Here is a 23,711-nt window from a genome sequence, read left to right on the forward strand (position 1 = left end):
CACCTGCATGAGGGCGTTGCAAAGCGGCGCAAGCTCTATTACGTTCCCGCCTCCTCAGGAGGGGTGGCCGAGTGGTTGAAGGCGCACGCCTGGAAAGTGTGTAGGGGCGAAAGTCTCTCGCGGGTTCGAATCCCGCTCCCTCCGCCATATCCCCTAACTATCTGATTATAAGGAGATTTCTCTGCATGCCCCGGCGCGGCGATGTACCAGATCGGTACAACTCCGAGCGTGGAGACGGCGAGATGGGCTCCGAGTATCTGAAGCAGCGCGGCCGGACCTGGTACGTGCGTGTTCCTGTTCCGAAGCACCTCCAGCGACCACAGGGCCCAAGAGAGGTTGTTCGTTCCCTAAAAACCCGCAGCAAGGCCGAGGCTCAGCGTCTGCGGTGGCCTGTTATCGCCGAGATCATGGACAGCTTTGACCGTCAGCAGCGATTGCCTGACACGGAGAAAGCTTTGGAGTTCGCCCTGCGACTTCAGGAGCCCATGGACTGCGTAGAGCGCGAGAACCTTGAACTCCAGGTCTACGAACATGCCGAGGGCATCGAGGAAGACGCTGGACTGCCAAGGGCAAAGCGTTGGTTTGACGTCGCGGTGGGGAAGGGCGTTCCGGTCTCATACGTTCTGGCGAAGTTTTTGGCCGACCGTATCGGCGACCTGAACGAGCAGACCGCAGGTCAGTACCAAAGCGATATCGACGAATTCATCGCACATTCCGGCGACCATATTCTCAGTGACGTGAGCCGCAGAACGGCTGGGGCATATGTGTCAGACCATTTGACCGCGCCCCGGTCTAACGGCAAACGGCTCGCTGGTAAGACACTAAACCGAAAAGTCTCTGCCCTCTCCGCTCTTTGGAAGTGGGCTCTGAGGCGGGGCTTCGCCGAGGATAACCCCTGGAGTGATCAGGGCCGCAGCAAGGCCTTCATCGAAAAGGAGCAGCGGCGGAAACCTCTCCGTCCGTTCTCGCCAGAGGAACTGAGGAAGATCATTGAGCCAGGGCCGGAGGACAAGGTATTACGCGACCTCATCTGGATCAGCTTGTTCACTGGGGCGCGGATCGAAGAAATTTGTGCGCTTCGCCCCGGGGATGTCCAAGATGGTTGGTTCCATATCCGGGACGGCAAAACCAAGTCAGCGGATCGCTGGCTCCCGATACCCGAGCCAATAACGTCCATCTTTGAACTTCGGGCTCGAAACGAGGGCTGGCTGTTCCCCGACGTGAAGCCCGGTAGGCGCGGAAAGAAGCGCTCCCACAATGTCGACAAGCGGGTCAATCGGTGGCTAGTTAAGGCCCTGGAAGACCCGGATGCCCAGGCCTTCCACTCGTTCCGCCGATCCTACGCTACTGCCTGCGAGCATGTCGGCCTTCACCCTGATACGTGGGCGGAGCTAATGGGGCATAAAAAGCAGACCCTAGCGGCGTCGCTGTACTCTGGGGGGCAGTCTCACGAGCAGTTATGTAATGCCGAAAAAAAAGTGTCAGATTACATATTGGTCAATTGGCTGCATTTGTAGTAGTTCAGATAAACCCAAGGCTCCGTAGATAGGGATTGATTTAGAAGGATCGTTGAACTCAATCTCTTCAGTCGTATGCTTCAACATTCCGCTTGAAAGTAAGCGGTGATACCGCACCCCAACCGTCCCGCGCCGGCATATTGTTACGATATCGCAAGGCGCCCTCTTTCGTTGTTGTCGGCGCCACGCCCCTGCGAAGCAATGCATTCACGACCACCTGCCTCGGATGCTTTAGATCGTCAGGTGCCGAGGAGACTATACATTTGATTTCTCGCTCTGTTCCCTCAGAAACGGGCGGGCCAATGAAGTAGTTCAGCGCCTGAGGGGAAACATTGTTTCGGCTACCATGGTGGGGAATTTGAAAGAGCCATAAGTCGTCGCCGACAGCCAAACCGTTTTCGTTTGAGTATCGTGCTACGGCTTCTAGCGCCTTTAAACCGGCATCCGCGGTCAGCAAAACTCCTCCGCGCGTTCCAACGCGACCATAGAGAACGACGCTGCTCTCATTCTCTGCCGAGGTCGTGCCGCCGTCCTTCAGCGTCTCCGTATGCCAGTCTTCGGGAACTAGCATCTCGGTTGCCGTAGCCACTCGTTTGCCAATTCCTTTAAGCCAATGACCCAGGGTGGCGAGCAGCTCTCTATCAGGAGTTGGGGTCGCTCTGAACTGAGGCAGTAGCCCGTCATACATCGATCTTGTGGGAGACATGACCGTGAACAATCCGATCTGTCGCCCCTGAAAGGGTGCGTTGAGTTTGGTGCCTTGGGCAACCGCAAGCTCAATAAGTTGCGTGACGTTCGGGAAGGCTTGTCGCAGTGCTAATTGCAGGTTTTCAGGAAGCCAGCGGCGGCTCTTGAATAGGTGAATAATTTCCGGCGTGTGATACTCGGGGACATGGAGCCAAAGTTCTCCGACCCTCATCTCGCTAAGGACTACCTTCAGACCGCTCAGGTGGTCGCCGTCAGGGTGAGTGCCTACGACAAAGTCTATGAAATCAGTATTATACCATCGTCGAATGTGCTCGCAGATGTCGTGACCTGAAACTTCATAACCGCCGTCAACGACCATCACTCGCCAGCGGTCCACTGTGGCATCCCAATACCGCAGAACGATTGCGTCACCGCTCTTTGCGCCTGAGCCGACAGGTAAGAATTCTATTTCAATCTGCATTCCCCCCTCCCCTTGATACAGAAGCGCGTATTAGATACAGGACATTTTCAATTATGGCAGTGTAGGCATTATGGACGCTTACGATCTCCAAGCACGTCATGCGCCTGTCGTATTGACGATTTTGCCGTTGGTCCTGATCGCGGTGCTCCTCGTCCCAGAGTTCAGCGCCTCTCCAATCCTTCCTGCGACATTTGGAAGTGCGGTTGTCGTGGCCATTTACGCGCTATTAGCTCGCTACGCGAGAGCGCGTGGCCGGAAGATTGAAAGTCAGTTCTTCGAGGTATGGGGGGGAATGCCAACGACTGCGATGCTTAGGCACCGTGATGATCGCCTAAATCCCCACACCAAAGCCCGTTTTCACCTTGCTCTGAGAAATTTAGGTCCGTCGTTCATAATTCCTACAGCGGAGGACGAAAGCGTCGATCAAGCGGAGGCCGATCGTCTTTATGCTTCGGCTATGGATGAGGTGCGCAGGCGCGCGAAGGCCAAAAAGTATACCGGCGTACGTCGTGAAAACATCTCTTATGGCTTTTGCCGAAACATGCTTGCGTTACGTCCCGTAGCCCTGGCCATCAATCTCTTCTGCCTTGCGGGTTTCTGTTGGATCAAGTGGCGAGCATCCGAGGGACAGTTTGCGAACCTAAAGGAAGCCGACATTCTCGGCGTTGGAGTGATGGCGATCGCCGCCATGATCTGGATATTTATCATCCGTACAAGCCTCGTTCAGGTCCATGCAGAGGCGTATGCTCGCGAGCTTTTCGAAACTATTGATCCTGTTGCTCCGCCTAGTTGATCGAAAGGCGGCAAGGGGCCGTTGCAAAATCGACTAAGGTATCTGATATGTATCATCACTTACTAGGTTCGTTGACGATGGTGATACACCCATGAAAGCCTTAGCCTATTACCGTGTTTCGACAGACAAGCAGGGCCGCTCGGGTCTGGGCCTAGAAGCCCAGGTTGCCAAGGTTAGGGCCTACCTAGGTGAGGGTTTTCCACCTGTAGTGGCCTTCACCGAGGTCGAGAGTGGTCAGAATGCCGACCGACCCGAGCTCCGAAAGGCAGTGGACGAAGCACGACGCCGCAAGCTGCCGTTGGTCGTCGCCAAGGTCGATAGGCTGGCCCGAGACGTTCGCCTCTTCCTGGAGCTCCTGGAGCAGGGGGTGGATTTGCGGATTGCAGAACTCCCGGACCTGCCCAAGGGGGCGGCCGGACGGTTCATGCTCCAGCAGTTCGCCGCCGTGGCGGAACTGGAGCGCGGACTGATCTCGGAGAGGACCAAGGCTGCCTTGGCCGCCGCGAAAGCTCGGGGCGCGAGGCTCGGCGGTTACCGGGGCGGGCCGAAGCCCGATGCCAAGGCCGCTGCGGATGCGAGGATCAGGAAGGCCGACGGATATGCTGATGACATGGCCGAGGTCGTCAAGGGAGCCGTGGACGCCCAGGGAGGCCTGAGAGCTGCAGCGCGTTGGCTGGAGGCGCAAGGCTATCCGACGCCGCGCGGAGGGCGCTCCTGGACGCCGACCACAGTCTCCAGGACTATTGAGCGGTCGCGCGGTGGGGTCCCCAGCCAATGATGGCTCCAATTCGATGCTTGAGCGCATCGCGAAGTATGGTGGGGTTATCCCATCCTATATGATTGTATTGTTGGACATCGAAATGGATTGCCCGGCGGGCCGGGTCCAGCAAATCAGAGCGGACCGTCGAAATAACTTCCAGCCCAAGACCAGTTGCAAAACCGGCTTCAAGATATACTCCTCCGCGCGCCTGATAGTGTTCTGTTCCATCCTCGCCGCGGACGCTTCCACAAGTGTAGTCTGCTACAAGAAATCTTGCGGAACGTATCTCGCCAAGAATTTTATCCATAATTGGCCCAGTGAAAGCTTCTTCACTCACGATCACAGGTCGGTAACCGGCTGACTCAATCGCGTCTAAGATTGCGTTCTTCGCCTCGTCCATGGGGGCAGCGAACCACATAGCGACAAATGCAGTGTCGCTCTGAACGCCCACAGGAGATTGTTCTGATGCGATCCAACCGTCGGGAGTGAGACGCACACGCCCGCTGAAGTCAGTTCTAGACGGTGCGCCCTGCCCTCCAGGGTCTATAAACTCAACATGTCCTCGCCCGGCAAGGATTAGAGCCACGAGCTGGAGTTCGTCTAGCGACATGCTGTCTGTCACAGCACACGCTCGGAGAAATTCGGGTGAATTTTCCTCCAAACGGATTGCTTCTAGAGGCGCGGTCTTGTCCCGGTGAATGAGCCACTGAAATAGGCGATCAGCCTTCTCTGTAAGGGTCCAGTCCCGATACTGATTATGCTGTTCCCAATGCGAACTATGAACTGGGACCGGGAGTGTGTTGGTCATGATCCGATCAATGATCCAACGGCCAAATGCGCGTTTCGTCGATGGGTCAGGCTGGGTGATTAGCGTCTGATATAGCGTGCTCGTGAATGAGGCCTCTCCTAGTAGCCGGTGGCTTCGAACAACCGTTGTATCGTTTGGATGTACAACGGCTGTGCAGTCTGGAAGTCCAGAAACGGGACACCGAGTAGGCATTTCAGAAGGGGGCATTCCTGGCCTCCAAGCCTTCACTCCCTACAGCGAACAAGAAGGTATGAGATATCGATGCAGGTTGGGGAAATCACAGCTATTGAGCGTCTATTCGACGCAAATCTCTAGTCGATTTACGGTGCGGTTGTCAGCAGTAAAGCAGATCCAAGCAGGTCTATGCCTACAAGCTGAACCTGTACGACGCCCGTACGGGTCAGATGGTTTTGACGGTCAGCACAGATGCCAGTGGCAGTGCTTTTGCCGATGCGGAGACGTTCGGATAAAGCACTGTAGCGACAACGATCACGAAGCTCACTGAGTATGGACTGCTGGGACGGTAGCGAGCGGGCGGACGTGCAAACAGTGGTTCACATACGCACGCTGGAAGATTTCCACCTTAGCTGCGACGGGTCGGGATAGCGCCCAACCCCTTCAGTCGCTGTGAGAACCCAGGGAGACCAAAGTCTCCCCAGGTAACCACATGATCAATGGCCGGCAGGTCCGATCCCAAGCCGGAAGGGCCAGAGCCCGCATGCAACGGCAGGGCAAAGCCGGACCTCGCCCGGCTGTCCGCCACAGCAGTCCAAGCAGGCACGCCGAATGGCCTTCATTGCCTTCGGCTCTTTCGGGTGGGGAACGTCCAGGGTCTTCATGTGCTCTAGGTTGGCGCGGAATGATGCGGTTGCTTCAGATGCGGAGACTTTGGTCTGCAAGACGGCCTCTCCTCGGTCTTTCGAGACAAGTTGGGTGATGGTGGGGCGTTAGTGCTGTCTCGGCCTCACCAGCCTCAAAGACCGCCTGTGTGGCGTCCTTGGGCAAAGGCGGACAAAATTGGACCGGAGATGGATAGGCCCGCTGGAGCAGCGATAGACAGACCGCACAGCGTGCGGCTTCGCGACCGGGCCGGGCGCCTCGGACCGACCCGCACCCACGGGGGAAATGCGGAGCCCGCCCATCAGGAGATGGGTGAGGTTAAATCTCACCAGAATTTCAACGCGGGTCCCATCTGCGGGGTTGCCCAGGAAGACCGGGCCCCCAAGTGTCGAAAGATAGGGCGGCCCACCGGGAGGTACCCATGACCTTAGCCGACCTACTGATCGTGCTAGGCCGCGTCATCAGGGGCTTTCTCTTGTTGAGTATCCCGGCGGTGATCGTCGGTCTATCCGCTGTCTCTCTGGGCTACTTGATTTCCTTGGTCTCCTAGGGAGGGGGCCCCTTTCGGGGCGGCCCGGCTGGGACAGACCAGGAGACCTTAGCCACCTAAGAGGACCAGAGACCGCCAAGGCAGACCAGGGAGCTCCTCGGATTACCTAGGGATCACCTAGGTATATCTTAGTCAGACAGAGGAGAGTCTTCCTGGGGCGGACATAATTAGTCCGGTCGCGGGTTCCTGCGGGTTTCGGGAGGGGCGAGGAGGCCGGTCGCCTGAAAGACGCTCCCAGCCCCTAGGACTTCATCCGCATCCTGCTATGACGTTGCCCGGAGACGCATAGGTGTCCGGGTCGAAGGCCGTCGCGTGGTCATAGTTCCTCGAGGTCGATGGATTAGTATGGAGGAGACGGGGTGCGTCAGGATCGCAGGGTAGGCGCCCTGTCCCGCCTATTCGCCAACGAGCGGTGCGCTTCCTGCGCCGTCACCTTTTTCGACATCCCTTAGCTTCCTCGACCTTTTGGAGCGTGAACCGCCCCGACGGTGTTGTGGCCCAGGCAGTCCCCCGCCGTCCGTTATCGTCGAGCTAGCTAGGGTCTCTTTGGCATAGGCGTCCCGAATTTGTCCCTTGGCTTCTCAGGTCTCCCAGGATGCCAAGACGGCAATACGCCCGGTGACATTGGCTTAGATCCAGTTCCTGACCGGCATCCGCCACGGCGACCCAAAGTTCCTCGTCGTTCTCGATCACGCGGATGGAAGCGAGACGACCGCGCGTTCGGCCCTCATGGGCGGATAGAATTAACCGCTCTGCTTCTCAGCGTATTGTCACCAGCCGAGCGGCGCCGATAGGATGTCCGAGCTGGTACAGCGGCAAAGTTGGTACATGTTGTAGTAAATTATTCTTTATATTCAGTTTGATAGGTTGTTCGCCGGAGGGTCCCGCTCCCTCCGCCATAATTTCCCAAATTTCTGATTTCAGAGCGAGCGCCCCGGTCGGACGCTCGGGGTTGAACGCGGGTTTCGCGTTTGCTAGCCCACCGGCATGCCGCTCTCCGCCACAGTGTTCTCGGTGTTGGCAGGGCTCTCGCTGCTCAGCGTCCTGATCGGCCGGCCGTGGACCACAATCGTCGCCCGCCGGCAGGCGCCCCGGGACGCCTGGGGGCATCCGCTGTTCAAGGAGACCAACACGGTCCTCACGCTGCTGTGGGCGCTGATCTTCGCGGCCACCGGGTTCTGTGCGTGGGCGACCGACGAAGGCCTGTTGTTCGTCGCGATGGCGCTGGGCAACACCGGCCTCGGCATGGCGTCGCCCTGGATCGCTAAGCGCTACGCCGCGTGGCGGGCGCCGTCCTACGGTGCGGAGTGACGAACGCGCTTCCTCCGCCCGGTATGGCACCCCGCCCGGCCCTCAGCAGAACAGCTCGGCATGCTCCTCCACGATCTGCGGCATCCGCCGCAGGGAGCCGGAGAGGTGTTCGCGCATGGTGCGCACCGACAGGTCGCCGTCGCCGGTCTCGATCGCGTCCACCACCGCGCGATGGGCGTCCAGCACCGACGCCGTCTTGCCCGGGCTGGGCAGGTCCAGGGTCCGCAGGCGGGCCAGGTGCCCGCAGCGGGCCTGGATGTGCTGGTGCAGGCTCGACTGGTTCACGCTGGCGAACAGGGCCGCATGGAACGCATCGTCGAGCTGCTTGAACAGGTCGACCTGGTCCATGTCGTCGACCAGCGCCTCCTGCATCTTCAGGAAGCCGCGGGCCTTCTTCAGGGCGTCCGGGTCGCGCGCTTCGGCGAGCCGGCGGACCACCTCGCATTCGACGGCGGTGCGCAGGAAATGCTCCTCGCGCACCCGGGCGGTGTCGATCCGCGTCACCATCGTGCGCGACTGCGGGAAGGAGATCACCAGGCCGTCCTGCTCCAGGCGCAGGATCGCCTCGCGCACCGGCGACTGGCTGACGGTGAACCGATCGGCCAGCTCGCTGCGCACCAGGATGGTGTCCGGCGGCAGGTCCAGGGCGATGATCCGTTCGCGGATCTCGCCATATACCCGTGCCGAGGTCGTCAGGCGGGGCCCGCCCCGCATCGCGTCCTCGGAGGTGACGCTGCCGGCGATCGAGAAGGGATTCTTCGTCATCGTCGTGATCCTGGGCACCATGCCAAACGGTTGCGTCCTCTACATGAGTTGATTGGGAAGCCAAACGGTCAGACCGGAAAAGGCCACGAGCAGCGCGAAGAACAGCAGCATGGCGGCGAAGAAGGGCAAGGCCGCCCGGGTGAACGCGCCGGTCTTGCAGTCGAGAATGCCGCAGACCGTGAACATGATAACCCCGACCGGCGGCGTGAGACCCCCGAAATTGATCAGCGAGACGATCAGCACGCCCATATGCACCGGGTCGTATCCGGCCTCGATCAGCACCGGCATGACGATGGGGGTGACCAGCAGGATGTTCGCCGCCCCTTCCAGGAACATGCCGCTGACCACCAGCAGCCCCATGACCAGCAGCAGGATCAACAGCGGATCGGCGGTCAGGGTGGTGACGAAGCCGGCGATGTCCTGGGGCGCCCGCTCGATGGTCATGGCATAGCCGAGCACACCCGCCGTCATGATCAGCAGCATGATCATGCCGAGGTCCGAGACCGTCTCCCGCGCCGCCTCAAGTAGTTTCGCCAGGGTCAGCTCGCGATAGACCCCGAAGCCGATGATCAGGGCGTAGAACACCAGGAACACGCCGGCCTCGGTGGCGGTGAAGATCCCGAAGCGGAAGCCGACCACCAGGACCACCGGGAACATCAGCGCCCAGATGCTTTCCAGAAAGCCGGCGCCGATCTCCCGCGCGGCGGGGATCCGCGGCAGGTCGGGCACGTAGCCCCGGCGCTTGGCCACCAGCCAGGTGGTGGCCATCAGCACCGCGGTCAGCACCACGCCGGGGACGACCCCGCCGAGGAACAGGCGGCCGATCGACACCTCGTTGATGTAGCCGAACAGGATCAGCCCGATGCTGGGCGGGATGGTGGCGGTGATGATCGAGCCGAAGGCCAGGATCGCGGCGGTGGAGGCCTTCGAATAGCCCTGCTTGAGCATGCTCGGGCCGAGCAGCCGCGCCTCCATGGAGGCGTCCGCCACCGCCGAGCCGGACACGCCGCCCATCATCAGGCTCAGCATGATCGAGACCTGGGCGAGGCCGCCGGCCATCCAGCCGGTCAGCAGCCGGGAGAACCGGACCAGCCGGTCGGTGATCCCGGTGGCGTTCATCAGGTTGCCGGCCAGGATGAAGAACGGCACGGCGAGCAGCGGGAAGCTCTGGGTCGCGGTCACCATCTTCTGGATCGCCACCGTCGGCGGCATGGTGCCGGTCAGGACGAAGACCGGGACGGACGCCAGGGCCAGGGCGAAGGCGACGGGAATCCCGCCGATCAGAAACACCGCGAACAGCGCGGCCACCAGCATCAGCATCTGTCGGTCTTTCCCGGAGGGGCCATGTTACGCAGGTGGGCGACGAGCTGCGCCACCGAGGTGCGCAGCAGCAGGAGCAGGCCGACCACCATGGAGGCGTGGATCAGAGATCCGTTCATCTGGGTGGCACCGATCAGCCGGGGGTGCATCAGCACCATGTTCCGCCAGGCGTAGATCCACAGGAACACGAGCAGGGCGATGACAATCAGCAGGTTGACCGCCTCCAGCGCGTGTCGGCCGCGCGGGCCGAGGCTGTCGGGCAGCAACGACATGCAGAAATGCCGGCGCTGCTGCATCGCCAGGTCGGCGGCGAGCATGCACAGCCAGACGAACAGCAATTGGGCGACCTCGACCGACCAGATGATCGGGCTGCCCATGCTCCGGGCGACGGCGGCGATGCCGACGAGGATCACGATCCCCGTCAGCAGCGCCACGGCGCAGGCGGATTCCAGGTTACGCAACATTCAAGGCTCTCCGCTCCCGGGACTCTGCCTGTGCCGACATGAGGGCCCGGGTCAGCGGCCGAGGATGCCGTCGACGATCGCCTTTTCCTTCTCCAGCTTGAGCATGGCGTAGACCGGCTCCACCGCCGTCTTGAACGGCGCCAGATCGACCTCGCTGACGGTGATGCCGGCGGCGGCCACGTCCTTCATCGCCTTCTCGCCCAGCTCGATGGTCAGGCCGGAGGCGTAGCGGCCGTTCTCGACCGCCAGATCGCGGACGATCTTCTGATGCTCCGGCGAGATCTGATTCCAGGTCTCCGCTCCCACCACAAGCGCGGTGACGAGCTGGATATGGCCGGTCTTGGTGACGTGCTTGATGACCTCGTAGAGCTTCGCCCCCCAGATCGCGGTCGGCTGGGCTTCCGCGGCGTCGAGGGTGCCGAGCTGCAGGGCGGAGTAGACCTCGCCCCAGGCCATCGGCGTCGGCTCGGCTCCCATGGCGCGGATCGTCTCGATCCAGACCGGGGCGCCGATGGTGCGCATCTTCAACCCGTTCAGGTCCGTCGGACCGGAGACCGGAACCTGGGTCAGCGCGTGGCGGGCGCCCTGGTACCAGTTGGAGGCCAGCATCACGAGCCCGGCCTTCTCCGCCAACTCGTCGCCCCAGCCCAGATAGTCTTTCGACAGGGCGAACTTGTCGGCCTGATCGTAGGTGTCGAACAGGAACGGGGCGGACATGATCGCCAGGGACGGCACGAAGCTGGACAGGCGGGCGACGTCGGTCACCGTGCCCACATTGGCACCGGCCCGCGCCTGGTCGAGCATCTCGGTCGTGTCGCCAAGCTGGGAGTTGTGGAAGACGTCGATGACGACCTCCCCGCCGGTGGCGGCCTCCACGTCCTTCTTGAACTTCTCAAGCCCCTGACCCATCGGGTCGCCGGGGGCCAGCACGGTGCCGATGCGCAGCACCGTCTCGGCCTGGGCCGTTGCGGAACATCCACCCACGGCCGTACCGATCGCCAGCCCGATCGCCAGCATTTTCATGGCGGGAAGCAGGCGCACTCGTCTTGTCGCGTTTCTCATGACGTTCCTCCAAACATGGCGCTGCGGCCATTTGTTATTTTTTTAACACTAAAATATTAGTTAGGGTCGATCGGAAGAGTCAATCGGGGTTCTACCGATGGTTACGGCCCCCGCTTGTCCCGCCGGGATCGCGGGCCAAGTAATGCGGCATGACCGATGCGAAACGGATCCCCACCCGAACCGGCCGCCGCCGATTTCTGGCCGCCGGTGCTACCGCCCTGACCCTGTCCGGCCTGTCCCGCGCGGGCCTCGGGATCGGCGCTGGCCCGGCTGCTGCCCAGACCGGGGCACAGACCGGCGCCCCGACCGCCGGCCCCGTCCTGCGGCGCACGATCCCGTCGACCGGCGACACGCTGCCCGCCGTCGGGCTCGGCAGCTGGATCACCTTCAATGTGGGCGACGACCCGGTGCTGCGGGCCGACTGCGCGGAGGTGATGGCGGCCTTCCTCGACGCGGGCGGCTCGGTCATCGACTCCTCGCCGATGTACGGCTCGTCCCAGGCGGTGATCGGCGCCGGGCTGGAGCGGCTCGGGCGGCGGGACGCGGCGTTCTCCGCCGACAAGGTCTGGACCGGCGACACGGATGAAGGACGTGCCCAGATCGAGCGGTCGCGCGAGAACTGGCGCGTGCCCCGGTTCGATCTGGTCCAGGTCCACAATCTGGTGGAGTGGGAGGCGCATCTCGACACCCTGGCGGCCATGAAGGCGGCGGGGGAGGTGCGCTACGTCGGGATCACCACCTCCCACGGCCGGCGCCACGGCGATTTCGAGGCGATCATGCGCTCCCAGGATCTCGATTTCGTGCAGCTCACCTACAACCCGGTCGACCGGGAGGCGGAGGACCGTCTGTTGCCCCTGGCCCGCGAGCGCGGGATGGCGGTGCTGGTGAACCGGCCGTTCCGGCGCGACGCGCTGACCCGGCGGCTGGAGGGCGAGCCGCTGCCCGGCTGGGCGTCCGAGCTCGGTGCCGAGACCTGGGCGCAGCTCGTGCTGAAGTTCATCCTGTCGCACCCGGCGGCGACGATCCCGATCCCGGCCACCACGAAGCCTGAGCACGCTCTCGAAAACGTGCTGGCGGCCACCGGACCGCTGCCGGATGACGCGCTGCGCGAACGACTGGCCCGGCACATCCAAGACATCTGATGGAAACCTGGCTGACCTACAGCCCGCAGGATTTCCTGCTGTTCTCCGAGCGGGTCTACTGGCGGCTCTTCGAGCTGCACAACGCGGAACTCTCGCCGGCGCAGATCCCGGCGCTTCTGGCCGGGCTCGCCGTGCCGGCGCTTCTGGTCTGGCGCCCTTGGTGGGCGGGCCGTGCTATCGCCGGCATCCTCGGCCTGGCCTGGGCGGTCGCGGGTCTGGCCTTCCTGCCGCGCTATGCGACCGTCAACTGGATGGCCGGCGACCTGATCCCGATGTTCCTCGGCCAGGCGGTCCTGATCGCGGTGCTCGGCTTCGCCGCCAGGGCGCTGGTGCCATCGCCGGGCGGGGCGCGCCGATGGATCGGGGTAGCGCTCTGCCTCTACGGCCTGGCGGCGCCCCTGGCCGCCGCCCTTTATCTGGGGCGGGGGATGGCGGGTGCGGAGATCTTCGCCCTGACGCCGGATCCGACGGCGATCGTCACCCTCGGCGCCGTTCTCGCGGCGGAGCGGCGGTGGCCGGCCATGATCGTCGGCATCGTCGCGGCGCTGTGGTGCGTGGCGAGCTGTGCCACGCTGGCCACGCTGGGCACCCTCCAGGCCTGGCTCTTCGCGCCGGTCGCCCTGGCGCTCCTTGCCGCTGCCGCGGTCTCCCGGATGCGTCGGAGCGGCTGACCGGGGTCGTCGCGCGCCATGTTCGAATGAATGTTCATTTGAGCGTCACACAAAGATGACGTGGCTGTCACACCCCGCGGATAGGTCAGAGCCCTGATCGATCGACGGGGGCGCCGCGTGACGACGCATGTGACATCCGAACGCCAGGCGGAAATCTCCGAGCTGGTCCGGCAGAACGGGTTCCAGTCCGTCGCCGACCTCGCCCTGCATTTCGGCGTCACCACGCAGACCATCCGCCGCGACATCAACGAGTTGAGCGATGTGGGCGTGCTGCGCCGCCGGCACGGCGGTGTCGAGTTGCCGCTGCCGACCGAGAATATCGGCTTCGAGGAGCGCCAGACCCTCAACTTCGCCGCCAAGGAGCAGATCGCCCGGGTCGTGGAGGCCCATATTCCGGACGGGGCCAGCATCGCCATCAGCATCGGTACCACGCCGGCGCTGACCGTGCGGCATCTGGCGAGCCGGCGCGGCCTGACGATCGTGACCAACAACCTGGTCGCCGCCGTGAACGCCTGCGCGCTGCCGGCGGTCGAGGTGCACGTGCCGGGCGGCGCGGTCCGCCCCGGATCGCGCGACATTCTCGGCGCCGATGCCGAGGCGTTCTTCGAGGGCTTCAAGGTCGATATCGGCCTGTACGGCGTCGGCGGCGTCGATGCCAACGGCGAGCTGCTGGACTTCAACCGCCACGAGGTCCAGGTGCGCGAGACCATCCGGCGCAACGCGCGGCGCTCCTACCTGGTGCTGGATGCCAGCAAGTTCGGCCGCGCCGCCCATGTGCGCGGCGGCTGGATCAGCGATGCCGATGTCGTGTTCTGTGACCGCGAACCGCCGGCCGCCATCCGCTCGCTGATCGCCGTCGCCGGCCACGACTTCGTTCTCTGCGCCGAGGGAGCGGGGTTGTGAGCGTCGCCATCGAAACGCGCGACCTGCGCAAGGCCTGGGGCGCCGCGGTCGCTGTCGACGGCATCAGCTTCACCGCCCCGGCCGGCGAGTTCACCGTGCTGCTCGGCCCGTCCGGCTGCGGCAAGTCGACGACGCTGCGGCTGATCGCCGGGCTGGAGGAGGCCACGGACGGCGCGGTGCTGATCGACGGCGCCGACGTCACAAGGCGGCCGCCGAACGACCGCCAGATCTCCATGGTGTTCCAGTCCTACGCCCTGTTCCCGCATCTGAACGTGGCCGAGAACATCCTGTTCGGCCTGAAGGTCCGCCGGGTGCCCGCCGCGGAACGGGCCGAGCGGCTGGCCCGGGTTGCCGGGTTGCTCGGCCTGGAGCGTCTGCTGGACCGGCGGCCGAGCCAGATCTCCGGCGGCCAGCAGCAGCGGGTGGCGCTGGGCCGGGCGATCATCGCCGAGAAGCCGATCTGCCTGATGGACGAGCCGCTCTCCAACCTGGACGCCAAGCTGCGCCACGAGATGCGGGTCGAGCTCAAGGCCCTGCAGCGCAAGCTCGGCATCACCATGGTCTACGTCACCCACGACCAAGTGGAAGCCATCGCCATGGCCGACCGGATCATCGTGCTGAACGGCGGCCGGATCGAGCAGAACGCGGATCCCCGAACCCTGTACGACAAGCCGGCTAGCACCTTCGTCGCCCGCTTCATCGGCACGCCGCCGATGAACATCCTGGATCTGGCGCCGGGTGACGGCGGCTGGTGCATCGCCGGGGACAGGACGGCGATTGCGCCGCCACACGCCGCTCTCCCGGACCGGGTGCAGCTCGGGGTGCGGCCGGAGGACATCGCGCTCGCCGATGCCGGCGGCGTGCCGGCCACGGTCGAGCAGGTCGAGTATCTCGGCGCCGATCTTCTGGTCGACTGCCGCATCGCCGGCCAGCCGCTCGTCGCCCGCGTGGCGACCCGTCACCCGGTCGCGGCCGGCGAGCGGGTCAACCTCATCTGGCCGGCGGAGCATCAGCACCTGTTCGACGCCGCCACCGGCGCCCGGATCGAGGCGGCCCCCGGTTTCCCGAATCCAACCGTCACTTCCCGGTCCGCCGGGCCGTGACCCCAAGAGGGCCGCGCCGGACCGGCGAAGGCCCCCGAATACGACCAGACACCCGTAGTGAGGAGTGGACAGACATGACCCTGATGAAGACGATGACGACGACCCTGGGGGCGGCCGCGCTCCTGGCGTCGACGGCGACCACCGCGCTGGCGGTCGACCTGCAGTTCTTCTTCCCCGTGGCCGTCGGCGGCAAGGCGGCCGACACCATCCAGGCCCTGACCGACGAGTACGCCGCGGCCAATCCTGACGTGAAGATCGACGCGGTCTATGCCGGCAGCTACCAGGACACCATCACCAAGACCCTGACCGCCGTTCGCGGCGGCACCCCGCCGCAGCTCTCGGTGATCCTGTCGGTCGACATGTTCACCCTGATCGAGGAGGACGCGATCATCCCGTTCGACGGGCTGGCGAAGAGCGACGCCGACAAGGCCTGGCTGACCTCGTTCTATCCGGCGTTCATGGACAACTCCATGACCGGCGGCAAGACCTACGGCATCCCGTTCCAGCGCTCCACCCCGGTGCTGTACTGGAACAAGGAGGCGTTCAAGGAAGCCGGCCTCGACCCCGAGACGCCGCCGGCGACCTGGGAAGAGCAGATCGCGTTCGGCAAGAAGCTGACCAAGCGCGACGCCAACGGCAACGTCACCCAGTGGGGCATGCGGATCCCGAGCTCCGGCTTCCCGTACTGGCTGTTCCAGGGCCTGACCACCCAGAACGACGTGATCCTGGCCAACGATGCCGGCAACAAGACCAACTTCGACGATCCGAAGGTCGTGGAAGCCCTGCAGTACCTGGTCGACCTGTCGGCCAAGCATGAGGTCATGCAGCCGGGCATCATCGAGTGGGGCAGCACGCCGAAGGCCTTCTTCGAGGGTCAGACCGCGATGATGTGGACCACCACCGGCAACCTGACCAACGTCCGAGACAACGCGCCGTTCGACTTCGGCGTCGGCATGCTGCCGGCCAACAAGCGCCGGGGTGCGCCGACCGGCGGCGGCAACTTCTACATCTTCAAGGACTCTACCGACGAGCAGAAGGCGGCGTCCTTCGAGTTCATCAAGTGGATCACCGCGCCGGAGCAGGCCGCCAAGTGGACGATCGCGACCGGGTATGTCGCGCCGCGTCCGGACGCCTGGGAGACCCCGGCGATGAAGCAGTATGTCGCCGACTTCCCGCCGGCGCTCGTCGCCCGCGACCAGCTCGAATATGCGGTGGCCGAGCTGTCGACCTACCAGAACCAGCGCATCACCACGATCCTGAACGACGCGCTGGAGGCGGCGATCACCGGCCAGAAGGCCCCGGCCGCCGCCCTCGAGGAGGCCCAGGCCGAGGCCGACCGCATCCTGGCGGACTACCGCTAAGCCGACCTGCCGGACGGCCCCCGGACTTGTCCCGGGGGCCGTTTCGGCTTTGAGGACACGACGCGATGACCCTTCTCCTCTCCCCCCGTCATCCTGACGCAGGTCAGGATCAACGCACGGACACCCGCCGTCGCCGGAGCGCGGATCCTGACTTGCGTCAGGATGACGGCAAGGGTTGTGGAGAAACACACCCATGACCCGCCCCTCCCTCACCCTGCGGCGCGAGTGGGTCCATGGCTGGCTGCTGCTGACGCCGGCGCTGGTGCTGTTGTTCGCCTTCACCCATCTGCCGGCGGTCACCACGATCTGGGACAGCTTCTTCTCCACCCCTCGCGGCCGGCGCGAGGCGAAATTCGTCGGGCTGCGCAACTACGAGACCCTGCTGGCCGACGACACGTTCTGGCAGGTGCTGTCGAACAGCCTGTGGTACGCGGCGGTGACCATCCCCGTCTCCGTGGGACTGGCGCTGCTCATGGCGTTGTGGGTCGACGGCAGGCTGTCCGGCCGGGGCTTCGTGCGGCTGGCCTATTTCGCTCCGACCGTGCTGCCGCTTATCGCCGTCGCCAATATCTGGATGTTCTTCTACACGCCGGGCTTCGGTCTGATCGACCAGATCCGCGGCGCTTTCGGCCTGCCGGAGGTCAACTGGCTCGGCAACCCGGATCTGGCTCTGGGCTCGGTCATGGTGGTGGCGATCTGGAAGGAGGCCGGCTTCTTCATGATCTTCTACCTCGCCGCCCTGCAGTCGATCCCGCCTCAGCTGCGCGAGGCCGCCGCCATCGAGGGGGCGAGCCGGTGGACGTTCTTCCGTCGGGTCACCTTCCCGCTGCTGATGCCGACCACGCTGTTCGTTTCGGTCAACGCGGTGATCAACTCCTTCCGCATGGTCGACCACGTCTTCGTCATGACCGAGGGCGGGCCGGACAACGCCAGCTCGCTGCTGCTGTTCTACATCTACGAGACCGCCTTCAAGTACTGGGACACGGCCTATGCCTCCACGCTGACGGTGGTGCTGCTGGTGCTGCTGTCGGCCCTGGCGCTCGGCCAGTTCTTCCTTCTCGACAAGCGGGTGCACTACCGATGAGCCGGACCGCCCTCGACCGCTGGCTGAACACCACCGGCGCCTGGGCGCTGGCTCTGCTCTGGTTCCTGCCGCTGATCTTCGCCGTGTGGACGGCGGTGCATCCGGGCGAGTTCGCCACACGGTTCGCGCCGCTCGCGCCGCTGACGGGGGAGAACTTCGTCAACGCCTGGAACGCCGCACCCTTCGCCCGCTACTTCCTGAACAGCTTCCTGCTGGTCACCTTCATCCTGATCGGCCAGTTCGTGCTCTGCACCCTGGCCGCCTACGCCTTCGCCCGCTTCACCTTCCCCGGCAGCGGGGTGCTGTTCGCGCTGGTGCTGCTGCAGCTCCTGGTGATGCCCGACATCCTGATCGTGGAGAACTACGCGACCATGCGGATGCTCGGGCTGATCGACACCATCGCCGCGATCGGCCTGCCCTATATCGCGTCGGGTTTCGGCATCTTCCTGCTGCGCCAGACCTTCAAGACCGTGCCGAAGGAACTGGACGAGGCGGCGCGGGTCGAAGGCGCCGGCCCGCTGACGGTGCTGTGGAGGGTCTATATCCCGCTGGCGAAGCCGACCTATCTCGCCTACGGCCTGGTCTCGGTCAGCCACCACTGGAACAACTTCCTGTGGCCGCTGATCGTCACCAACTCGGTGGAAACCAGACCGGTGACGGTCGGCCTGTCGGTCTTCGCCTCGGTCGATCAGGGCATCGACTGGTCGATCATCAACGCCGCGACGCTGATGACCTCGGGCCCGCTGCTGATCGCCTTCATGCTGTTCCAGCGCCAGTTCGTGCAGAGCTTCATGCGCGCCGGCATCCGCTGACACCCATCACTCAGGCGGATGCGCGACCCGGAGCACGCGGACGTCCGGGCGTCCCGCGGCATCGGTGGTGATCTCGCTGTCGACCGAATACACGGCGGCCAGGTTCTCCCGGGTCAGGACCTCGCCGGCGGTTCCCGCCGCGACCAGGCGGCCCCGGTGGATCAACGCCAGACGGTCGCAGTAGCGGGCGGCGATGTCGAGGTCGTGGACGGCGACCACACCGACCCCGCCGCGGGTCGCCAGCCGGTCGCGCACGATGTCCATCAACGACAGCCGCCAGTAAAGGTCCAGCGCCGAGGTCGGCTCGTCCAGCAGCAGCACGTCGGGGTCGCGGACCATCGCCAGGGCGAAGCCGACGAGCTGGCGCTTGCCGCCCGACAGGGTCGCCAGCGGCGCCATGGCCAGGGCCTCCAGTCCGAGCGAGGCGAACAGCCCGTCGATCCGCGCGCCGAGCGCCCGGTCGGACAGGCCGAGATCGAGGGTGCGCGCCGTGCTCCACACCAGCTCCACCGGCCGCAGCGCGCTGAGCGAGGGCGGCGCCTGGGGCATGGCGGCGACGGCGCGGTACCAGTCGGCGTGGCCGTAGTCCTGGATCGCCCGGCCGTCGACCGTGATGCGGCCGGTCGCGGGATGCTCGCGCGACAGCGCGCGCAGCAGGGTCGACTTGCCGCTGGCATTGGGACCGAGCAGGCCGAGAAGCTGGCCGTCCTCCACCGTCGGGATCGTCACGTCGTGGATCACCCGGTGGCGGCCATAGGCGACCGACACCCCCTCCAGGCTCAGCCGGGTCATCGCATCCTCCCCTGTACCGCCAGCAGGGTCAGGAACACCGGCACGCCGATCACCGCGGTCAGGATGCCGACCGGCACGATCGCCCCCGGCAGCACCGACTTGGACAGGAAGGAGGCGGCCGACAGCATCAGCGCGCCGCAGATCGCCGCCCCGGGCACCAGGGCCCGGTGGTCCTCGCCGAGCAGCAGCCGGGCGATATGCGGGCCGACCAGACCGACGAAGCCGATCGAGCCGACGAAGCACACCGCGAAAGCGGCCAGCACGGAGGTCCGGAGCACCACCCGGACCCGCAGCCGCGCCACGTCGAGCCCGGCGCTGCGGGCATAGGCCTCTCCACCCCGCAGCATGGTCATCCACCACACATGGCGCAGGCTGAACGGCGCGATCACGAGCAGGCAGGCGGTGACGATGGCCACCTCCCACCAGCCGGCCCGGGTCAGGTTGCCGATGGTCCAGAACACGATCTGCTGCAGGGCGTCGGCATCGGCGACATAGTGCAGGGCCGAGGTCAGCGCGTTGCACAGGAACACCAGGGCGATGCCGAACAGCACCACGGTCTCGCGCGCCGCCCCGCCGAAGCGCACGACGGCCAGGATCACCGCGCCGGCGCCCAGGGCGAAGACCAGGGCGAGGGCCGGCAGGGTCGCGGTCTGCGGGATCAGCGGCATGGCCGGGCTCAGCACGATGGCGACGCTGGCGCCCAGCACCGCGGCGGAGGAGACCCCCAGGGTGAACGGGCTGGCCAGCGGGTTGTCCAGGATCGTCTGGGTCTCCACCCCGGCGAGCCCCAGCGCGGCGCCGACGACGACGGCGATCAGCGCGTCCGGCAGCCGCACCTGCCACAGGATCACCCGGTGGCGGATGTCCAGGCTCTCCGGGTCGACGAGGCCGCCCAGGATGTCGGCGATGCCGAGCCCGGCCGGGCCGGCCGAGAGGTCGAGCAGCAGGCTGACCAGCAGTCCGGCCGACAGCAGGGCCAGCGCGATGTAGCGCCGGCGGGTCAGCCCGGCATAGGCGTCCAGCGTCGAGGCCATGCGCTCAGTCCCGGCTCGCCGTGGCGAAATAGGTGCCGTCCAGCTCGAAGGGCAGGAAGTCTTTGAAGATCCGTTCCAGCGTCTGTTGCGGATCGGTATCGGCGAACAGGTCGGGATGCAGCCAGCCGGCCAGCGCCTCGAGCACCACGACGTTGAAGGGCGAGTTGTAGAAATTGTGCCAGAACACATGCGCCCGGCCGGTCCGCACGGCGGTCAGAGGGGCGAATTCCGGGGCCGCCAGGTAGCGGCGCAGGCTGTCGCGGGCGGCGTCCGGCGACATGCCCGGTCCCAGGGCCACCGGCGGGTCGCCGCGTGCGTTTTCGTCGGCCGTTCCCGAGGCCGTGCCGATCCAGACATCCGGGTCCTCGACGATCAGGAACTCGGCGGTGTGCTGTGTCGTCGGTCCCGGGGCGGCGGCGTCGGCGATGTTGATGCCGCCCGCCTGGGCGACGAAGGGACCGAGCATGCCGTCGGCCATGCCCCAGCAGCACTCGCGGCGTCCGGGATGCACCTGCATGAAGACGGTCGGGCGTGTCGTGGCGGCCGCGACGCGGTCGAGCACCGCCCGGCGCCGCTCGCGGTAGAAATCGGAATAGGCCGCCGCCCGGTCCTCGGCCCCCAGCACCCGGCCGATCAGCGCGACGGAGGGGGTCGTGTTGTTGAGCGGGTCCATACGGAAATCGATGAACAGCACGGCGATGCCGGCGGCTTCCAACTGGGCGATCAGCTCGGCGTTCTCCGCCCCCGGCCCGTGATCGCCGATGCCGAAGATCGCCACTTCGGGTTTAAGGTCGATGATCCGCTCGACCGAGACGCTGTCGGCGCTCCTGTGTCCGAACAGCGGGATGTCGCGGGCTTCGGGGAAACGCGCATAGAGCTGCGCCTCCAGCCCCGGCTGGGTCCAGCCCAGGGTGGTCATCATTCCGACCACGCCTGCGACCGGCGCCTCAGGACGCAAAAGAGCGAGGAGCGGAATGTACCGCCCCTCGCTGATCACGAACCGCTCGACCGGCCGCTCGATGCTGACCGTCCGGCCGACGATGTCGGTGACCTCGACGGTCTCCGCCATCGCCGGCGCGGCCAGCACACAGAGGGCCGCCGCCAGCGGCCGCAAGGATTTGAGGGCTGCGACCACCTAGAACCGCACCTTGGCGCTCAGCAGGAAGGACCGGCCCGGCTCGTTGAGCACCTCGACGCCCGGGTATTCCTGGCCGTAGGAGGCGCGGTCGGCATAGGTCTCGTCGAAGATGTTCTTCACCGTCGCCCGTACCGTGATGAACTGGTGGCTCTCCGGCGTGTAGGAGACGAAGGCGTTCGCCACCTCGTAGGCCGGATAGGGCGAGCCCGGGGAGGAGGAGTAGATGTCGGTGCTGTCCTCCTCGAAGAACACCTGGGCGTCGGCGCCGATGGTCACGCCGGTGGACGGCAGGGTGTAGGCCGCCTCGGCCGACAGGACCTGGCCGATCGTGGTGCCGATATACTGGTATTCGGAGCTGCCGGAGTTGCCGTTGATCTCGGTGTCGATGTCGGCGTAGCTGACCCGCACGAACCCGTCCATCCACTCGTAGCCGGCGCCGATCTCGAAGCCGACGGCTTCCAGGTCGCTGTAGACGTCCGGGCCGCCGCGGTATTCCTCGTCGCGGATGTCGTCGATGGTGGTGTTGAACACCTTCCCGTAGACGGTGAAGCCCGCCAGGCTGGGGTCGATGCCGTCGCCCCGGAATTCCAGGCCGGCGAAGACGTTGTTGGCGGTCGACGGCTCCAGCCCGCCGCCTGGATAGGCCCAGTCGGGATTGACGATGAACGGCTCGGCCAGCTCCACGCCGCCGAAGACGTGGGAGGCGCCGGCGCTCGCCGTCAGGAAGGGCAGCAGGTCGTACTCGCCGGAGATGTTGCCCGACAGGCCGCTGTTCTCGGACTCCGACCCGTCCAGACCCTCGAAGCGGTGGTGATCGCCGCGCCCGCCGAAGGACAGGCGGAACCGGTCGGTCGGTTCCAGCCGGGCCTGGGCGAAGACGCCGACATTCCGCGACTCCTCCGTCAGGTTCATCCAGTCCGACCCGTAGTCGGGAAAATTGCCCTCGCTGGTGTCGGAATAGAAGTCGGCACCGACATCCACCGTGCCGAGCGCGAATTCGGACGTGTTGGCCAGGGTGCCGTTCAGGCTCTCGTAGGTGCCGAAATTGTCGTTGCCGGTCTCCAGCGTATCCAGATGGGTGGTGCTGAAGGCGATCCGTGCATAGGGGTTGAACAGGCCTTCCGGCGTGGCGTTCTCGAACGAGGCGACCAGGTTCTCGCGCTTGATCCGATAGTTGCGGGTCGCCGCCGTCGGACGGCCGCTGTCGGTGGAGATGAAGTTGGCGCGGTACGGCCGGTCGCCGTCATCCTCCACGTTCTCGTAGGAGAGTTCGGCCCTGTAGCCGCTGCCGTGCTGATAGGCGAGCTTGCCGAGGCCGCTGACGAAGTCGGTCTCCGACCCGGTCACCTGGGTGCCGTCGCCGTCCTCGAATTCGTCGCCGCGCGCCAGCTTGAAATAACCGAGCGCCTCGAAGCCGGAGTTGCGGCCGAACAGGGTCAGGTCGTTGGAGAGGGTGCCGCCGTTGGTGTTGTATTCGGTGCTGGCCGTGCCGCCGAAATTGTCGCCCGGCTGCAGCAGGTCGGCGACGTCCTTGGTCTCGTAGGCGATGGAGCCGCCGAGCGCGCCCGGTCCGGCATCGGCGGGTGCGACGCCCGGATTGACCCGCACCGCCTTCAGCAGGTCGGGGTCGATCAGCGTCGTGGTGTTGTGGTGGAACAGCTTGTTCTTCTGCCGCGACCCGTCGATCGTCACGGCCAGATTGGTCTCCTCAACGCCGTTCACATAGACCTTCTGGGAGACCGGCAGGGAGCTGCCGACCTGAACGCTCGGCGTGCTCCGGAAGACGTCCTGCAGGTCCTGCGGGTCGAGCCGCTCCAGGGTCTCCGTGCCGATCGAGACGCCGGTGGGACGGGCCGACGAGCCCGCACCGCCGCTGCCCGCCACCAGGATCGGGTCGAGGGTCACCGCCGAGGAACTGCCGGCGGCCGGGTCGAGGATCACCGCCCCGCCGTCGCCGAGCTCGTAGGCCAGGCCCGTGCCCGCCAGCAGGGCGCTCAGCGCTTCGCGCGGGGGCATGGAGCCCGCCAGCGCATTGGAGGTCTTGCCGCGTACCAGATCGCCATGGGCGGAAACCTGCATGCCGGCCTGCTGGCCGAACAAGGTAAGGGCGTCGGACAGGCTCTGCGCCGGAATGTCGAAGCGACGCTCCGCGCCGGCCTGGGCCACCGTCTGGATCCGGTTCTGGCTGTCCGCCAGCGCCGGCGTATCCGCCATCGCCGTACACGCCGCCAGGACCAGGGCTCCGCCCCGCACCCAGTGCCTCCGCGTTGCCGGTACAAACCTCGTCATCTTTCCCCCCGTCCCTCCGCCTCG

Annotated in this window: 21 protein-coding genes and 1 tRNA gene; 12 read left to right on the forward strand and 10 right to left on the reverse strand. The window is 65.1% G+C overall.

The window, feature by feature from the left end; genetic code table 11:
* The first annotated feature begins 57 nt into the window (after positions 1 to 57).
* Together BLS34_RS18425 and BLS34_RS18430 are read left to right on the forward strand one after the other, a co-directional pair.
* A tRNA-Ser gene (locus BLS34_RS18425) sits at positions 58 to 147 on the forward strand.
* Positions 148 to 185: 38 nt separating this feature from the next.
* On the forward strand, positions 186 to 1,517 hold the full coding sequence (locus tag BLS34_RS18430) for a DUF6538 domain-containing protein (RefSeq protein ID WP_093152669.1): 1,332 nt from the start codon (positions 186 to 188) through the stop codon (positions 1,515 to 1,517).
* A 67-nt stretch (positions 1,518 to 1,584) separates the two neighbouring features.
* On the opposite strand, the gene BLS34_RS25550 is transcribed toward BLS34_RS18430, so the two are convergent.
* Positions 1,585 to 2,685, reverse strand: a complete 1,101-nt coding sequence (locus BLS34_RS25550; RefSeq protein WP_139189390.1) for a ComEC/Rec2 family competence protein — start codon at positions 2,683 to 2,685, stop codon at positions 1,585 to 1,587.
* 70 nt (positions 2,686 to 2,755) lie between these two features.
* Here BLS34_RS25550 and BLS34_RS25555 point away from each other — a divergent pair, with 70 nt between their 5' ends.
* Positions 2,756 to 3,478 carry a hypothetical protein gene (locus BLS34_RS25555; protein WP_139189391.1) on the forward strand — a complete coding sequence of 241 codons (723 nt, stop codon included), beginning with the start codon at positions 2,756 to 2,758 and terminating at the stop codon, positions 3,476 to 3,478.
* A gap of 91 nt (positions 3,479 to 3,569) precedes the next feature.
* Positions 3,570 to 4,256, forward strand: a complete 687-nt coding sequence (locus tag BLS34_RS18440) for a recombinase family protein (RefSeq protein ID WP_093152674.1) — start codon at positions 3,570 to 3,572, stop codon at positions 4,254 to 4,256.
* Here the strand turns inward: BLS34_RS18440 and BLS34_RS26250 are convergent.
* Positions 4,219 to 5,046 carry a hypothetical protein gene (locus BLS34_RS26250; protein WP_139189392.1) on the reverse strand — a complete coding sequence of 276 codons (828 nt, stop codon included), beginning with the start codon at positions 5,044 to 5,046 and terminating at the stop codon, positions 4,219 to 4,221. The genes BLS34_RS18440 and BLS34_RS26250 overlap by 38 nt on opposite strands.
* Before the next feature lie 2,404 nt (positions 5,047 to 7,450).
* Between BLS34_RS26250 and BLS34_RS18450 the strand changes: the two genes are divergently transcribed.
* On the forward strand, positions 7,451 to 7,747 hold the full coding sequence (locus BLS34_RS18450) for a hypothetical protein (protein ID WP_139189393.1): 297 nt from the start codon (positions 7,451 to 7,453) through the stop codon (positions 7,745 to 7,747).
* Positions 7,748 to 7,789: 42 nt separating this feature from the next.
* Here the strand turns inward: BLS34_RS18450 and BLS34_RS18455 are convergent, their stop codons facing one another.
* The 4 genes from BLS34_RS18455 to BLS34_RS18470 are packed head-to-tail and all read right to left on the reverse strand — an operon-like array spanning position 7,790 to position 11,358.
* Positions 7,790 to 8,512 carry a GntR family transcriptional regulator gene (locus tag BLS34_RS18455; protein ID WP_245702031.1) on the reverse strand — a complete coding sequence of 241 codons (723 nt, stop codon included), beginning with the start codon at positions 8,510 to 8,512 and terminating at the stop codon, positions 7,790 to 7,792.
* A gap of 39 nt (positions 8,513 to 8,551) precedes the next feature.
* A complete protein-coding gene (locus tag BLS34_RS18460) occupies positions 8,552 to 9,832 on the reverse strand; it encodes a TRAP transporter large permease (RefSeq protein ID WP_028795751.1) in 1,281 nt (426 codons plus the stop codon).
* Positions 9,826 to 10,296, reverse strand: a complete 471-nt coding sequence (locus tag BLS34_RS18465; protein ID WP_093152680.1) for a TRAP transporter small permease — start codon at positions 10,294 to 10,296, stop codon at positions 9,826 to 9,828. Before BLS34_RS18465 ends, BLS34_RS18460 begins: the two co-directional genes overlap by 7 nt.
* Before the next feature lie 51 nt (positions 10,297 to 10,347).
* The gene (locus tag BLS34_RS18470) at positions 10,348 to 11,358 is read right to left on the reverse strand and encodes a C4-dicarboxylate TRAP transporter substrate-binding protein (protein WP_245702033.1); all 1,011 of its coding nucleotides are present in this window, start codon (positions 11,356 to 11,358) and stop codon (positions 10,348 to 10,350) included.
* 149 nt (positions 11,359 to 11,507) lie between these two features.
* Here BLS34_RS18470 and BLS34_RS18475 point away from each other — a divergent pair, with 149 nt between their 5' ends.
* The 7 genes from BLS34_RS18475 to BLS34_RS18505 all read left to right on the forward strand — a co-directional run bounded on the left by BLS34_RS18475 (position 11,508) and on the right by BLS34_RS18505 (position 18,434).
* Complete coding sequence (locus BLS34_RS18475) at positions 11,508 to 12,500, forward strand: aldo/keto reductase (protein WP_093152682.1); 993 nt, start codon at positions 11,508 to 11,510, stop codon at positions 12,498 to 12,500.
* Positions 12,500 to 13,171, forward strand: a complete 672-nt coding sequence (locus BLS34_RS18480) for a DUF6064 family protein (protein ID WP_093152684.1) — start codon at positions 12,500 to 12,502, stop codon at positions 13,169 to 13,171. Before BLS34_RS18475 ends, BLS34_RS18480 begins: the two co-directional genes overlap by 1 nt.
* 117 nt (positions 13,172 to 13,288) lie before the next feature.
* Positions 13,289 to 14,074 (forward strand): DeoR/GlpR family DNA-binding transcription regulator, encoded by a 786-nt coding sequence (locus tag BLS34_RS18485; RefSeq protein WP_093152686.1) that lies wholly within the window; start codon positions 13,289 to 13,291, stop codon positions 14,072 to 14,074.
* On the forward strand, positions 14,071 to 15,177 hold the full coding sequence (locus BLS34_RS18490) for an ABC transporter ATP-binding protein (protein ID WP_093152688.1): 1,107 nt from the start codon (positions 14,071 to 14,073) through the stop codon (positions 15,175 to 15,177). Before BLS34_RS18485 ends, BLS34_RS18490 begins: the two co-directional genes overlap by 4 nt.
* 74 nt (positions 15,178 to 15,251) lie before the next feature.
* On the forward strand, positions 15,252 to 16,538 hold the full coding sequence (locus BLS34_RS18495) for an ABC transporter substrate-binding protein (protein ID WP_245565654.1): 1,287 nt from the start codon (positions 15,252 to 15,254) through the stop codon (positions 16,536 to 16,538).
* 193 nt (positions 16,539 to 16,731) lie between these two features.
* Positions 16,732 to 17,622, forward strand: a complete 891-nt coding sequence (locus BLS34_RS18500; RefSeq protein ID WP_093152690.1) for a carbohydrate ABC transporter permease — start codon at positions 16,732 to 16,734, stop codon at positions 17,620 to 17,622.
* Positions 17,619 to 18,434, forward strand: coding sequence for a carbohydrate ABC transporter permease (locus tag BLS34_RS18505; RefSeq protein WP_028795743.1), 816 nt, complete (start codon positions 17,619 to 17,621; stop codon positions 18,432 to 18,434). Before BLS34_RS18500 ends, BLS34_RS18505 begins: the two co-directional genes overlap by 4 nt.
* Positions 18,435 to 18,440: 6 nt before the next feature.
* Here BLS34_RS18505 and BLS34_RS18510 read toward each other — a convergent pair whose 3' ends face one another.
* The 4 genes from BLS34_RS18510 to BLS34_RS18525 are packed head-to-tail and all read right to left on the reverse strand — an operon-like array spanning position 18,441 to position 23,651.
* Positions 18,441 to 19,226: an ABC transporter ATP-binding protein gene (locus BLS34_RS18510; RefSeq protein WP_093152692.1), complete on the reverse strand. Its 786-nt coding sequence runs from the start codon at positions 19,224 to 19,226 to the stop codon at positions 18,441 to 18,443.
* On the reverse strand, positions 19,223 to 20,260 hold the full coding sequence (locus BLS34_RS18515) for a FecCD family ABC transporter permease (RefSeq protein WP_093152695.1): 1,038 nt from the start codon (positions 20,258 to 20,260) through the stop codon (positions 19,223 to 19,225). Before BLS34_RS18515 ends, BLS34_RS18510 begins: the two co-directional genes overlap by 4 nt.
* A 4-nt stretch (positions 20,261 to 20,264) precedes the next feature.
* The gene (locus tag BLS34_RS18520; protein WP_245702035.1) at positions 20,265 to 21,395 is read right to left on the reverse strand and encodes an ABC transporter substrate-binding protein; all 1,131 of its coding nucleotides are present in this window, start codon (positions 21,393 to 21,395) and stop codon (positions 20,265 to 20,267) included.
* A complete protein-coding gene (locus BLS34_RS18525) occupies positions 21,396 to 23,651 on the reverse strand; it encodes a TonB-dependent receptor (RefSeq protein ID WP_175474296.1) in 2,256 nt (751 codons plus the stop codon).
* Positions 23,652 to 23,711: the final 60 nt, after the last annotated feature.

Source organism: Thalassobaculum litoreum DSM 18839 (assembly GCF_900102465.1).
GTDB lineage: Bacteria > Pseudomonadota > Alphaproteobacteria > Thalassobaculales > Thalassobaculaceae > Thalassobaculum > Thalassobaculum litoreum.

Excerpts from the sequence above, each read along its gene's own strand:
- BLS34_RS18470 (WP_245702033.1), bottom strand. The coding sequence starts at position 11,358 with ATGAGAAACGCGACAAGACGAGTGCGCCTGCTTCCCGCCATGAAAATG.
- BLS34_RS18505 (WP_028795743.1), top strand. The coding sequence starts at position 17,619 with ATGAGCCGGACCGCCCTCGACCGCTGGCTGAACACCACCGGCGCCTGG.
- BLS34_RS18480 (WP_093152684.1), top strand. The coding sequence starts at position 12,500 with ATGGAAACCTGGCTGACCTACAGCCCGCAGGATTTCCTGCTGTTCTCC.
- BLS34_RS26250 (WP_139189392.1), bottom strand. The coding sequence starts at position 5,046 with ATGACCAACACACTCCCGGTCCCAGTTCATAGTTCGCATTGGGAACAG.
- BLS34_RS18510 (WP_093152692.1), bottom strand. The coding sequence starts at position 19,226 with ATGACCCGGCTGAGCCTGGAGGGGGTGTCGGTCGCCTATGGCCGCCAC.
- BLS34_RS18430 (WP_093152669.1), top strand. The coding sequence starts at position 186 with ATGCCCCGGCGCGGCGATGTACCAGATCGGTACAACTCCGAGCGTGGA.
- BLS34_RS25555 (WP_139189391.1), top strand. The coding sequence starts at position 2,756 with ATGGACGCTTACGATCTCCAAGCACGTCATGCGCCTGTCGTATTGACG.
- BLS34_RS18475 (WP_093152682.1), top strand. The coding sequence starts at position 11,508 with ATGACCGATGCGAAACGGATCCCCACCCGAACCGGCCGCCGCCGATTT.
- BLS34_RS25550 (WP_139189390.1), bottom strand. The coding sequence starts at position 2,685 with ATGCAGATTGAAATAGAATTCTTACCTGTCGGCTCAGGCGCAAAGAGC.
- BLS34_RS18515 (WP_093152695.1), bottom strand. The coding sequence starts at position 20,260 with ATGGCCTCGACGCTGGACGCCTATGCCGGGCTGACCCGCCGGCGCTAC.
- BLS34_RS18460 (WP_028795751.1), bottom strand. The coding sequence starts at position 9,832 with ATGCTGATGCTGGTGGCCGCGCTGTTCGCGGTGTTTCTGATCGGCGGG.
- BLS34_RS18495 (WP_245565654.1), top strand. The coding sequence starts at position 15,252 with ATGACCCTGATGAAGACGATGACGACGACCCTGGGGGCGGCCGCGCTC.
- BLS34_RS18500 (WP_093152690.1), top strand. The coding sequence starts at position 16,732 with ATGACCCGCCCCTCCCTCACCCTGCGGCGCGAGTGGGTCCATGGCTGG.
- BLS34_RS18455 (WP_245702031.1), bottom strand. The coding sequence starts at position 8,512 with ATGACGAAGAATCCCTTCTCGATCGCCGGCAGCGTCACCTCCGAGGAC.
- BLS34_RS18465 (WP_093152680.1), bottom strand. The coding sequence starts at position 10,296 with ATGTTGCGTAACCTGGAATCCGCCTGCGCCGTGGCGCTGCTGACGGGG.
- BLS34_RS18440 (WP_093152674.1), top strand. The coding sequence starts at position 3,570 with ATGAAAGCCTTAGCCTATTACCGTGTTTCGACAGACAAGCAGGGCCGC.